This is a genomic window from Parabacteroides sp. (genome assembly GCF_977054455.1).
In genome coordinates, this window is the sequence record NZ_CDRTCT010000017.1 from 16,523 (window position 1) to 31,032 (window position 14,510).

Consider the following 14,510-nt stretch of genomic DNA (forward strand, 5'->3'; position numbering starts at 1 on the left):
CGAATCATGATAGTGTGACAATTGTTTTCGCAATCAATAATATGTTTGCAGAATAATAGAACGATTGTAAGAATATTTGAAACATTAAAGAACCAGGTTCGCGGATGACGCGGATGAAACGGATGAAAGCGGATTTTAATTATTTTATCCGTTAAGATCCGCCCAATCCGCGTCATCCGCGAACCTGGTTCTTTAGTGGTACATTTAGTTTCAAATCTGCTAAGAAATGAAGTTGTTTCTGCCAATCAAAACATATATGTTTCAAGATCGAATCATAAGCGTTTTGCAAAAGAATGCCTGTCTTTTTACTAAAAGCCGCCGACTTCTTTTTTATTCATATATCAGCTCCAGATCATCCAGCCATAAGGTACTGCCGTCACCACCGGTAAAATAGTCGCCGTACTTGCTGGCACTGGCGACAACTATAATATATGTCGGCTTACGCGTCAGAGAGCGGTAATCCAGCTTTAGCTTGAACTCCGTCCAGCCGCTGACTGTTTCGCCGACAATCATTTCCTGATAAGCGATGATATGTTCATCGTTTTTATTGAACAATTGACGCTTTGACTTCTTCGTCTGGATACGTACAGGAGAGTTCCAATCTCCTAAAGCGATATAAATATGCGCTTTATCATTCATCCCTTTCTGTGCATCCGCAAACTGGTCTCCCGGATCATCTGCAACCTGAGTGATCGGCGTACAAGTATATTTGAACCATCCTTTCAAGGAGGTCGGACGCGCGGTGAACGGACGTCCGAAATCAAGGATACCATCTGTCCCGTCCGTTTTGACATATTCGCCGGCAAACAGGTTTCCGGCAGCAAACTTGATAATCACATTTTCCGAAGCCAGCTTAATAGACCGTTTACCACCATGAGGCTTAGATTCGTCATAAACCGTCACATTCTTATTGGCAATTGCGGACCCCGTGTTTCCGGTATCCCAGAACATTTCACCCCCTTCGGCATAGACAAACCAGATATTTTTCGTGTTCATCCACCATTCTTCAAAACCGGCATTCGGCAACTGTGCCGCCTCATCCGTCACAAAAGAGGTGACATCGTAAGTTTGCGTACCGATAGTAGCCTTGTATTCATATTCGGTCGCCGGCATCAAATGACGCATGGCCGCCGAGAAAGTGCCGTCTTCATGGAACGTGATCTCGTCTTCAAATACCTGGTCCCATACCTCCTCGCCTTTCTGGCGATATTGGATATCGATAGCAGTTCCCTCTTTTGCCACTCCGCTCAGATACGCCCGTTTTGCCCATACGGAAAGAGTTGCTCCTGTTCCCTCGTAATGGACAACGCTGACAGACCATGTTTCCGTCTCACCAAAAGCCTTCACTTCAAATGTACGGGTACGGCGGAAATCGGTTACCGTTGTCGGTTCGGGAATAGTGGAAGCAATAGAGCTTCCCAATGTCATTTCTTGCACCTTCAGATTACCCAAATCCGTCTCTTTGCTCACATATATAATCACCTTGCAGTTCTCTTCATCGACAACAGGAGTCCCGACCTGTACATCACTACCGTCAGCCGCCTTGATCGAGAATTTCCGCTGGATATTCCGTTTAGCCGATATCTGCCAGGGATAATCCTGATAAATACGCAAGACAAAAGTAGCCGGCGACGACAGGTCAATCTGCGTGTTAGCCGTTGCAGGCAAACTGTCGACCGATACAAATCCCGAATCCGGGAAATGACCGACATCCTTACATGCCAATGAATCCGGAATGATCGTCGTACCGGCAGTTGCCAGCAACTTTGTAATGCGGAGTGTACGGAGGTCGACCGTATCGTCTACCAGAATGGAAACACTTCTTGCCTCCTTATCAATAGAAGAAGAGACAAAGCCATTCGTCTCAATGTCCTGTATCTCCGCTTTTACGACCGGATAGGGAATATCATTCTCTATACATCCTGTCAAGACACAGATAAATGACAGAAGACATCCTTTTACGTTATGCATCATCTCTCTCTTATAAATAGAATGTAATACCTAAATTGATTGACAACAAGTTGATTTTAAAGTTCGCCCCGCTATTGGTACGTTTGCCTTTTTCTACTTGGTTCGTTGTCTGGTCATACCATTTAAAGTCCAACCCTAACACATCTATTGCCGCCTCAACAGCAACATAGTCGTTGATGAAACAGGTGATGCCAGGTGCAACCCCGAAATTCAGATTCTGTTTGACCTGATGTGTCCCCTTCAGTTCATCGCCCGTCCCGTCTTCCACGTTGCTTTGTCCGTATCCGTAAGTCACACGGGCTTCGTTAAACAAGCCGAACCGTTTGCTATCACCCAGGTTCAGGTATGTACGGATAAAGAATGAACCGGATACCATATGTGATTTATCTTTATAATCAGACAAATCAAAACTCAGGTCATCTCCCAGATTTAGAGATAAGTTTCCTAAATCAGTCAAGCCGCGGGAATAGGCTACACGTCCGCCGATTGCGATATTATCCCGGATAAAGTAGCTGACAACCGGAGAGACTTTAAAAGTATATCCCGTACTGGTCACATCATCCATCACCAACCACTTGAAATTATCGTCCGTATGTTCGGAATAAGAGAAAGAGGCTCCCACCATCCATTGCCCTTTCGGGATGAATGTCTTCTGCTCTATTCCACGATCGAACTTATTCCCTCTCGCCATTGCCGGTATGCTGCATACGAGCAATAGCATTATTAATATATGCTTCATTGTTTATTATGTGTTCAATTTGAATAGTTGGCATCATCGTTATCACTTTTGTATTTCATAACGATGATGCCGGAAATAGATAACGATGCCATTATTCGGCCAAACCTTCTAAAGATGTACCGACGAAGGAGGCAGGGTTGTAATCAAACCCTAACTTAAATTCATCTAACAATAAAATAGAACCATCTCCTCCTACAAAATAATCCCCAAATTTACTTGCAGAACAAACTATTATAATATAGACAGGGATTTCTGCTTCCTTACCTTTCCTATAAACCAATGGTATAGTAAAATCCTGATATCCGTTAGTCCCACTTGCTTTATCCGAAGACAACTCACCATAAGCTATAACTGATTTATCATTCTTATCAAATAATACACGACTCTTTGTTTCAACTGTTACTTTTGATGTTGTCAAAGCAATATATATTGAACAAGTATCAGGAACACCGTTCTGCACATACGAAGGCAAATCCGGTGTTGCATATTTTGTTGTTATATTCACAGGCGTATAATTATATCTTCCTGAAAGAGTTGTTGGTCTTAATTTACAAGATTGTCCTAATGTAAGAATACCATCCATGCCATCAAGTTCAAAAGTTCCAGTAAATAAATTTCCCGCAGCAAGTTTTGTGCTCATCACGATTTGAGATTCCAAACGTGCAGCACTTCCTACTTCTCCAGATACTTCTGTTGTAAAATTAAACTTAAAAATCATATCAGTATTACCTGTAGCCCAAAAAGGAACAGTTCCATCTTTATAGGGATATTGAAGTTTACTTTTCGTACACCAATCATCAAACCCCAAATTCGGCACAAACGGCTTTCCTTCATTATCCTCATTCTCATAATCCGTTGTAAACTCAACGTCATTACCTATAATCTTACCTCCATCCTGATCATTACTGATAGCACGATATACATACCTTGTTTTCGGTTCCAAACCTTGGACAAAAGCACTGAACGTCTTTCCGTCCTTATTCTTAAAAGCAACAGTTACCGGAGTCCATTCACTATCAGAAACTTTTTTATATTCAAAGCCAAAACCTTCATCACTATCACTTTCACCGCTAAAGAAAGTAAACGTAGACCAGATATTCATGGTTGCAATCTCTTTGGTGATAACAGCGACATTCGGCTTCACTGAATAAGAAAATGATATACTTTGTTCCTGCGTTTTCGCATCTGTTATTGTAAAGGTAAAGTTATGCGTCTGGATGCTTTCATCAAAAGATTTCAACGCATTACTCATCGCAGTCAAATCGAATGTCAATGTATCAGTTTCACTCTTAACCGATTGAACCGGGAAGTGAATACTTTCCAATTTTTCGCTTGTTGCAGCATCCAAACTTGCTAAATCAAAAGATTGAATCCCCACACGATTATTCAAAGAATCAGACTGTATCGTTACCATCAACTTCTCGATACCGCAAGAAGCAACAGCTTTCAAGATATTATCAGCAAACTCACCTTCTTTAGCTTCCAAACTATTATTCTCTCCAAATCCTTCCAACTTCAATTCCGGAGCCTTGATATTTTCCAGATCTTCCACTTTAATAGGGATAGAAACAATCACCGTATCAGCTCTCTCGTCAATCGTTATATCATCAAACTTGCCTCCTGCTTCTCCGCTATCATCCGGTGTTTCCGGATCGCCACTCAATTTGAAATAAAGTTTATAATGACAACGTTCCTGGATATCGGCATATTCACGTTTCAATTCAAACTGTTCGCCGTCCGTATTCGTCAGCTTCAATAAAGCCAATAATGTTTCCGGAGCAAAATAGCCGCCTCGTGTTTCACCTTTCACGAAAGTCAAAGAACCCGAAATATTACTTACCGTTGTACTGTAATCGGTAAAGTATTTCTTAAAATCGTCGCTATAATCGACTGTTACTTTCGTATTCGCGATCTTACAAGTTACTTTTGCCGAAGTAACCTGGTTCGTTTTAATCTCGCATTCCGTCTTTCCGTAGAAATTCGGTAACTCCCAGGCTGCAGAGTCTTTCTTACCGGAAGCAACGACTACCTGATAGGAACCGGCATCCAATAGAATTCCTTCATCTGCTTTTTCAGCCTCAAAATCGGCAATATACTTAACCGTATCTTCTGCCGCATTCAAGATAGCGACACTCAAAACAGGATCGACAGCCTTCGTCTGCAATGTGACGTTCTTCTCTATACCCAAGTACAGATATCCTTGTCCATTGGTTGCCTTTTTCTCTTCATCACATGACACAAAGCCAATTAATAATAAAGCGGATATTATCGATAATATATATTTTGTCATTGTCTTATTTTACTATGATAGTTAATGTTTTCGAACTGGATGTTCCATTCTTATCTTTCAAAGAAATATTAAACTTATGAGTTCCTTTAAAACTTGTCAGCAAGGACATAAAATTACTTACATCAAAACGAACAGACTTTTGGCCTTCTTGAACGGCATTCAAAAGTTGGGACTGCATTGAATTCAAGTTCAACATATCAAAAGGATTACCAATATCGGCTACTGCCGCCATAAAATCATCATGATTAGACGAAATTGTTACTTTCATTTCACTTACTCCGGTCGGCATCGTCATAGTCACAACTACTTTTGTAGAAGAAGCATTCTCTTCCGTCAATGTAATCGGTGAATCTAAATTTGTTCCTCCCCATTGGATTTTAGCAGTAGTGGAACCACCTCCATCACCGCCGGAATTACCACCTCCATTATCATCGCCGGAAATGAAATCAGAAGGGATTTTAATCGTATATTCACGTTCCACCAATTGGATATCCACTTTGATGATTGGACGTTTCAAAGAATCCGGGGTTTCTGTCGGCTCATCCGGGTCTACCGGTTCGTCCGGATCTACAGGCTTATCGGGTTCTACCGGTTCATCCGGTTCGGCAACATCCAACCAGACAACGATATTATTATACTCTTTCACGGTCGGATCGTTATACAGATCACAAAAATATTGTGTTTCCAGGCCGGAACGAGTGGTAGCATGAAGAACAAAATCCAATTGGTCGGTAGTTTTGAAGAATGGCTTTTTCTCTTCATCGGATTTTAAAGTCAGTACACCATTGCCGTTCGTCATTACCACTTCATAATCTTCTTTAAAACGCTCTTGGAAATTTTCAGTATAAGCGACCGTTATTTTCTTATTGCTCAGCACACAAGGGGTAATCAGCGAAGAGACTTCCTGTGAAGTAATCGTACAAGAATCTTTTCCTTCATAATAAGGAGTATCGTAGGCAGCATCTTTCAACTCGCCTTTTGTTGCAACCACCTGATATTTTCCGGTTGCCAGCAAAACCTCATCGATATCGGCATAAGATGCATATTCTTCTACGACCTCACCATTCTCGTCAAGAATCTTCACCGAAAAATCGTTTACATCCAGACTTTCATCGGTTGCTTTCGTCGAATTTCCCGTAATCGTTTTTTCCATCTGCGGATCCAACTTCAAATCCAGCAACCCGACCTCTTTCGGCAAATCTTCACGAGAAGGCTTTTTGCCGAACAGATCATCTTTCATTTCACAAGACGTAAATCCTGCTATCAGAAACACCAATAAATAAAGGATATGTATATTTCTTTTCATAATCATTCTTCTTAAAGTGCTTTAGTATCTGGATTTTCACCCGTAAATTCAACTATATAATAATCGTTCGGAGCAGGAGCCAGACCTTTTTTCGTAAGCTCTTTTGTCCGGGTGGGATAAGCAGTAGATAGATCTTTCGCCTTAACTGTATATTCCAGTTTTAAGCCGCCATCCACATCATCAAAATAGATAACCTGACCGTTATTCTCTTTCGTAAACGTACATTCTTTGCCTTTTCCGTTAATCACTTTCATCAGATAGCTATCTTCAAAAAGCAGATTAAAACTGGTAGTCAGTTTAATATCTACTGCTACACTCTGGAATGTACAAGTAATAGCCGGGACCGTTGTGATCTTCTTTTCCAAAATCACAACATTATTGTTCTCACCGTAGAAATACGGACTATCAAAAACACCGCCTTCTACTTTATCACGCGAATAAGCTTTGACTGTATAAGTTCCTACCGGTAATACAATAAAATCTTTTTTTTGCATTTCTGCAAAAGAGTCGAATACAATAGTCGTATCTAACGGGTAATCATTTGTAGGATTACTTTTCAGTTCCACTTTGAAAGTACCGGCATCCATACCGAATGCTTTCGTTCCTATAACCTGTATCTCATCATCAATTCCAACCGACTGCAAAGAAAGCTGTCCATAGTTTTCAGGAACATCATTATTCCCAATCTCGTCCTTCTGACAAGAGACTGCCAGCATACTGAGTACGCTGAACAGTAAGATTGATATGTTGTTTAATGTTTTCATCTTTTATTCGTAGATTAGTTCGACGTCGTCGATATATAATTGGCTACCGATGTGCGCTTTATCAGAATAAGCAGCATCTCCAAAACTATCAAAAGTCTCTAAATTTACATTACTTTTTAAATCATCATGATTTACATTCCCAGATTTAAACTTCACATATAGGTATTTTGCTTTTTCATTTTTTTGATAACTTAATGGTAGATCTATTTTAGTATACGTAGATAATACTCCACCTCTTTCTATAGTATTTTCAGATATAACATCTCCACTTTCTCCTACTATTACTACTACTACAGTAAATACATCATCTCCTTTCGGCACATATTTACAATAAAAAGATAAAGATGATGGACGTGACCCAAATTCAAAATCATAATTCGGCTTTAAATCCGGATCACTAGTTTTTGATCCTAAATAAAGATAACCGGCATCAACATTATACAATACAGAGATTGAACCTGCTAAAGTAGTACCTTTACCCCACGCTATTGTTCTCAACAATGCAGCAGAAGTTCCAGTATTTTTATCACCAGTCTGAACAGTCCCCGAATTAGAACAATATGCGTATGTTCCAGGATTGACAGTTGTTACATCATTTATTGTATTCCACCCATGTGAGCTAGGATTACTATCAGACCATGGATAATAATAATGCCAAAACGGCCCTTTCTCTTTTCCAATCCATGGTTTATATTTAGGTCCATCTTTTACAATCCAATTTTCAAATCCAGCATTTGGAATCTGTAATGCATCTTCTGTAATAAACTCCTTTACCTCTGTTGGCCAGCCATTAACAAAGGCCCGTACCTTATATTTAGAACCAGAGGATAATCCTATAGCCATATTTCCCTCTACATCCTGCCATTGTCCATCTTTGAACACTTGAAAAACTGGTGCAGCATATTTAGAGACATCTTCTTTAATATAAAAAGTAGCTCTTTTAGCCCAAATCTCACCATCCGGCACAACAATCGTAAAAACAGGTGTTACTTCCAATTTTGAAGTCTTTACAACCGTCTTATCCAAATTATCCGTTACCGATACTTCATAGGAGTAAGTAGAAGCCTCTGTTTCCTTCGACTCTAATCCATTTGAAAAGTCCTTCTTGAAAACAATCTTATGATTTTGTTTATCATAAGAGATACCTGCCGGCAAATTATCAGAAAGCACATTATACACAACCCCATCACTATTAATCTTCAGTGTTAATGCTTTTATTCCCGCTTCTGCCATAACCGCAATAGCCGTATCTTCTTTTAAAGCATGTTTAGAAGGAACTGTCAATTCAAACTGTCCGACAGTCGGTGTTTTAGCCTCTTTCAAATTCACAGAAGCCGTTACCACGTCCGAAGTATGCATCACATTCAATGCATCATTAATATATACGCTAAAACCATATATTTTGTCTTTATCAGAAGCATATAACTGGTTAAATGCCCCTTTCAAATCCAGTTCAAGCCCCTTTGTTCCGGTAATAGGAGAAGAAATAGCATTCAATCCCCAAATATCTTCGGCCGTTTTCAATCCTTCCGGAGTTGCAATATCGACACTGTCTTTCTTTTCTCCATCTTCCAGACGAACCACCCAACATTCTTTAATGCGTCCGGGCACTTCGGCCTTGACCGTACAGGAATCATTCGGGAAACCATCTGTTACATTCATTTCGACAGGTACGTTATTCTCAAACCCACAAGCCCAAATCCGCAAATCGGTAAACGGTTTCCACATAAAGTCAGGAATACCGAATTCAAGATCCGCTTCTTCCATAGAATCATCCAATTCGATAGAAAGGTTCAACCCGTCTCCCGTCTTCCCATCCGTAGCAAAATTCAATATGACGGATTCTTTCGGATTCAGTGTTATAGCCGGATCCGTTACGGTATAGACTTTGGGCTCTTTCCAGTTTTTACGCATTAAAGAGATAGCGACACTCAACGGTGTCCCTTCTTTTGCCACTTGCAGATAAGCGCCGCGAGACTCGCCTTTAGTGATCGTAAAGGAACCATCCATATAAGAAGTCTTCAATGAGACACTATAATCCGAATAAGCTTTCAGGAAATCTTCCGTATAATTGGCATAAACACGTGCATTTGCCATCTTGCAAGTCACCTCCAAGGGAGTCTTCATGTCTTTCTTGATGACAAAATCCACACTTCCCTCAAAATAAGGATTATCAAAAGCAGCAGGTAAGTTTTCTCCTTTAGAGGCACGTAAAGTATAAGCCCCTTCTTTCATTTCCAGTTCGTCCGGAAAATCCTTATACAAAGCACTTTTAAGCGTGTCACTTTTCTGGAAGATTTGGACTGTATATTCGTCCGCATCTTCAAAGCCGTCTAAAATATTCCCGGCTTTTGTAGATAAAGTTCCTCCCTTAATGTTTGTCGTATCGGCGGCGAGATTTAAACTCAACATCCCTATACTTCCCCCACCGTTCAAGCGATCCGAATCGCAGGAAAAGAGCCCTGCAACCGAGACCCATGCACAAAAAGAAAATGCGATAGCCTTTCCCAGACTATGACGTAATTGATACTCTTTCATTTGTATACCTTTTTACCTTAGTACATACAATCTGAAACAGCACAATCAATCGTGATATTACCCTATAATAAATTCTTAAATACCCTACCCTTAAAATCGTTGCAAAATAACAACAACTCTAAAATCCTCACAAGGTCTATTTATCCGATTACATGTTCTTTCTTTCAGAAATCACATAATCTTTTCCAAACAATCAACACAACCGGACCTTACTTACGATTACCGAATCCTGATTTTTACAGGTTCTCCCTCTCCCACTTTGACGATATACAGACCGGCAGGCAACGGATGTACAGAACAACCATCCGAAACGAAAGTCCTCTTTATCAACACCCCATCCATATTCCAGATAGATAGGCCGGACGCCTTCGTTTCCACATACAGTTTACCGGAACGGGCATATATACGTGTAACCGACAGTGCAATCCCCTCATTCGCCACCGCCATGTCGCTGCGCATAAACACTGCTTTCAAATTCATGTCGCCATCCACCGAGAGAGGATACGGGTTCAGCGTATTCCCATCGCTCCACTTGACGAACATGTTCCCGGCATCCGGCATAGCCGTGAATACCAACTGCTTGCCACATTCGATCCGTCCTGACGGACTGACAGACACCCGTCCTCCTTCCGACTGCTCCACGCCGACATTATAAGTATCGAGTTTCAAGCCGCCGATCTCGATTTTCACCTCTTTTTCCACATCGGCAAGCGAATAGACCAACGTACGGCTCTTGCCGGCGGCACGCATGGACAGTCCTTCCTCCAACAATTTGCCGTTGGCCGTGACCTTCACCTCGCTTTGGCTGTATCCGGGCAGAAGCACAACTTTGAACGGCATCTTGCCGCCTACCTCGATCGTATGTATATCCACCTGCACGCCGACACCTGCACCGACAACGTTGGGAAGGTGGATCTTGGCGTATTCTCCCTCTCCGGAACTCGGTTGGAACAAAGGCAACAATCCGGAAGCCTCACGAACCGTCACGATACGCGGGTTGTCGCTATTCCCGTCATTCCATTTGTAAAAATATTGTCCATCCGGAGCCGTTGCCAATAAAGAAATCAGCGATTCCGGATAGAGCTTCGCTTTCATGGCATCCGTTGCAGTCGCAATGTCCACAGCGGAAACATGCTCTGCCAATTTCAATTTCACCCCATCCTGCACGATCCCTTCCACCGAGATGGAATAGTTCTTGACAATCCGATAAAGGCTATACACCCCTTCTTCATTCGCAGCCAACACTACGCCGTTTGCCTTGACAACCAGATTTTCGGCACGATACCCATCGGCAAAACGCAAATAGAAATGGAATTTCCCACCTTGCAACACTTCGGTCGAATAATTAGACAACGGTTTGACCGTCACTCCTTCCAACACAGGCAGCGTAATCGTAAAATATTTGTCATCCGGCACGAAAGTCGCCTCCAATGTCGTATCACTCGATACAGTAAATGTGTAGGGATTTTCTTGACTTCCGTTACTCCATTTCCCAAACCTATAATTCAAATCAGGTACAGCCGTCACTGAAATCCGTTTGTTACAAGGCAACGTAAGGATCCCATCGCTGCCATCTTCGGTATAATAAATATGACCTCCTTTGCTTTGTTTCAACGTGACTTCATAAGCGATACTTTCCAATCCCTTTACTGTAACGGTCACATCTTTTGACGGACCGTCCACTCGGTAAATACCGTCGGCATTTGCCGTCAATATGGAATCATTTGCCAATACGGTCATCGAATCCAACGACTGAAAATAGTTTTTGTCCACTTGCAGGGAAAATTCGAAGGCGGTACCGGAGGCAATCGCCGAAACTACATCCCCACCCAATGGGTTGACAGCCGTAATGCCGTCAGGCAAATCAAAGGTAATCGATATTTTCTGCACCCCGAATCCCATATCTCGCACGCTTACTCCGTCTTTATATCCTTCTTTGACTGCATAAGCTTTTAAGGTAAGAAGTTTTGCCGTTTCACTACTCAACTCGAAAGGCTTTTCGTAAAGTCGTTTCGGCCCGTCACTGATCGAATAATAGAGTGTCGTGTTTTCATCCGTCTTTTTGAGGGTGACTCTCACGGTTGTTCCCATAAGCATATTGTCGGTGTTTTCCGGATCCGTGATGATCTCCGGCGCGGAAGCTACCGCACGCGCATCTTCAAAGATGGCGGAGATATACAAGTCGTTGGCTGGCATTTTGATGATTTGGGGGCTGGTGGTGTATGTCTTTCCTCCGATCGACAAAGCCTTCAAACCATACTTTGCATCCGTAGGCGTAGCCGTGATCGTGATCTCCACACCTTCCCCGACCTTGTCGCCCGAAACTAACAGGTCTCCTCTCCGTTTTACCTCTATCTTTCCGTTCTCCGGCTGGGTAAAGCGAATCGAATAGCCTGGTTTCCAAGTGGCATAGAATGTCTTGTCGCCCGAACTTCCTTTGTCAATCTTCGTTACAGGTCCCTTTGTCAACATATCGTCTTCGTACCAACCGGCAAACGTAAATCCTGGACGAACTGCATTCATAGGCAACTGTTTGGATTCTTCTGTCGTATAGGTATCATCAGGCAATTCTTCCCCGTGAAACATATCGTAATGGATCTTGTAGCGCTTCGGTCCCCATTTGGCGTATAGGGTGAGGTCGCCGCCATATTTGTTCTTTTCATCAAAAGGCGTTTTCAAAGTCTCTTCCATATACCAACCGGAAAAATCATAGTTCTTTTTATAAGTACGTTTACTGATTTTAATCGTTTCACCGTATGTATATGGAAAACTTCCGGCAATAACCGTTCCGCCATTCGTTTCATAAGTTACGTGATAAACATTCGGTGTCCATCTGGCATAAACGGTCGTATCTCCTGTTGCCAAACTAATCTTATTGGCAATCAGCTTTTCGCCACCTTCTTTGCGAGTGTACCATCCGGCAAATGTATAGTGTTCTTTCTTGGGAGTCGGCAACACAATGACATCTTCCACTGTGTATGTGCTTATCGGTTTGTCCAACGTTCCACCATTGTTTTCATACGTAATATTATAATCTATCACTTTCCAATGCGCGACAAGAGTGATCCTATCTGTTCCTCCTGCAGGAATAGATTCCACCTTATTTTTTCCTTCCGGATCATTCTTTTCATACCATCCTAAAAATTCATAACCCTTTCTTTTTGCGACAGGCATATCAGCTTCCGAAACTCCGTTTGCCAATTTATAAGCATCACAATCAATAGGTTCTCCTCCATTAGGCATAAACAAAATATCATATACTTTTTCTTCCCATTCCGCATAAAGCGTAAATGTCACTTCCAAGCCATCAGAAGAAGTAGTTGCCGGTTCCAAGTGTCTGTTTAAAGGGAACTGGCTAATTACCGTTCCTGTAGCAGAACCCAAATGCCAACCCTTAAACACAAATCCGGACTTCATCACATCTACCCCTGTTTTCCAACGCACATCCTTTGTGGTTTCTGCTGTATATCGATCCACAGATTGAACTCCCGTACCAAAAGTCCCTCCATCAAGATCGTATTGAACAACAAAATTAACCAAATTCCAAGTAGCATATAGCTCAACAGATTCATGTCCTTTTTCTACATTCGTTAGGATAGAAGTATTTCCTTCTTCAATCCAACCTTTAAATATTCGGTCATCTTCGATAGGCACAGGTAATTCATCTATTCCTTTCTCTTCCGAGCGATTGAACGTACCAAATTTGGTATATTGCACAGCATCTTCACCTGTTCCATTATAAAAAGTCACCGGATATTCAATAGGGATCCATTTAGCATAGAGATAGAAAGGATTTTCATAGAATCGTCCTTCAAACCCTGGAAACCATTGAGTTAATCCCTGATCTTTATACCATCCGCCAAATTTATAATAATGACGTCCAGCTTCTCCTAATTCACCGGTTTTGGTTTCAACATTATACGTCTTTGGATTCTCATTATCTGGTTTCTCAAAACCACCATTTCGCTCATAAACAATTGGGTATTCAATGGGAGTAAAAAGAGCTGTAAACTTTAACGTATCAGTAGTTCCCTGTTCAATACACAAATCTTTCACAATTTTACCTCCACTTCCATATCGCCAACCAGCAAATGTATAATGCTCTTTAGCCAAGGTATCAATACGGAAAGTAGGAGTCTCAACATTATATTTTGAAGGATAATTCCCACCTTGTATTTTACTGCCTCCGTTCAATTCTTGATATAAAATCGGATAGTCGATTGGTTTGATTTCGACAGTACCATTGGCAGCTTCGGTTGCATCCATAGATAAAGGATCCTTATCATTTTCTTTATATATTCCATAACCTTTAACTAAGATATTCATTAATGGCTTAGATGATTTTATAGCTTTTGCTTTATCTTTATATAATCCACTTTCATTCGTGCCCATAATCTTTCCGTTTTTTAATTGAACATTTCCGTTTTCAATACTTAAACCATATCCCCAATATTCATTAGTCACATTTACTTTTGCCGTAGCATTTATTTCACCACCAAACATATTAAAAGTTCCTCCGGAAACGTGCACGCCTATAGCTTCCCAGCGTTCACATATAGACTCTATTCCACCATTATATAAATTAAATGTTCCACCTATTAACGAAACTCCTATCATTTGTACATGTTTTGTATCAAAAAAAGAGCTCGTATAAGAAACTAAAATTTTACCATTTTTTCCCGAATCTTGAACACTAAAAATACCTTTTGAAACTTGAAAAAGAATTATCCCATTTTTTTTATTAGAATTTTGTATTGTTTTTCCATTCAAATCCAACACAATATCCCCACCCGTTATCGTAATCGTCTCCGACAACTCCACATTTCCAGTCAACGTCACCTTATTTCCACTACAATTAGCTTTACCTTTAAAATCTTTTGCATTTGCTAACCCTTCAGCCAA

At 41.2% G+C, this 14,510-nt stretch carries 7 protein-coding genes; all 7 read right to left on the reverse strand.

Translation table 11 applies throughout. The annotated features are described in order from the left end of the window. Positions 1–330: 330 nt before the first annotated feature. Positions 331–1,971, reverse strand: coding sequence for a PCMD domain-containing protein (locus ACW6QF_RS09970; RefSeq protein ID WP_456087696.1), 1,641 nt, complete (start codon positions 1,969–1,971; stop codon positions 331–333). Between the two features lie 10 nt (positions 1,972–1,981). After that, positions 1,982–2,710 (reverse strand): hypothetical protein, encoded by a 729-nt coding sequence (locus ACW6QF_RS09975; RefSeq protein ID WP_456087697.1) that lies wholly within the window; start codon positions 2,708–2,710, stop codon positions 1,982–1,984. Between the two features lie 91 nt (positions 2,711–2,801). Then, on the reverse strand, positions 2,802–5,000 hold the full coding sequence (locus ACW6QF_RS09980; protein ID WP_456087698.1) for a DUF4493 domain-containing protein: 2,199 nt from the start codon (positions 4,998–5,000) through the stop codon (positions 2,802–2,804). Positions 5,001–5,004: 4 nt separating this feature from the next. Beyond that, complete coding sequence (locus tag ACW6QF_RS09985) at positions 5,005–6,306, reverse strand: DUF4493 domain-containing protein (RefSeq protein ID WP_456087699.1); 1,302 nt, start codon at positions 6,304–6,306, stop codon at positions 5,005–5,007. Between the two features lie 11 nt (positions 6,307–6,317). After that, positions 6,318–7,070, reverse strand: coding sequence for a DUF4493 domain-containing protein (locus ACW6QF_RS09990; protein ID WP_456087700.1), 753 nt, complete (start codon positions 7,068–7,070; stop codon positions 6,318–6,320). 3 nt (positions 7,071–7,073) lie between these two features. Further along, on the reverse strand, positions 7,074–9,608 hold the full coding sequence (locus ACW6QF_RS09995; protein WP_456087701.1) for a DUF4493 domain-containing protein: 2,535 nt from the start codon (positions 9,606–9,608) through the stop codon (positions 7,074–7,076). A gap of 219 nt (positions 9,609–9,827) precedes the next feature. Then, positions 9,828–13,874, reverse strand: coding sequence for an InlB B-repeat-containing protein (locus tag ACW6QF_RS10000; protein WP_456087702.1), 4,047 nt, complete (start codon positions 13,872–13,874; stop codon positions 9,828–9,830). Between the last annotated feature and the right edge of the window lie 636 nt (positions 13,875–14,510).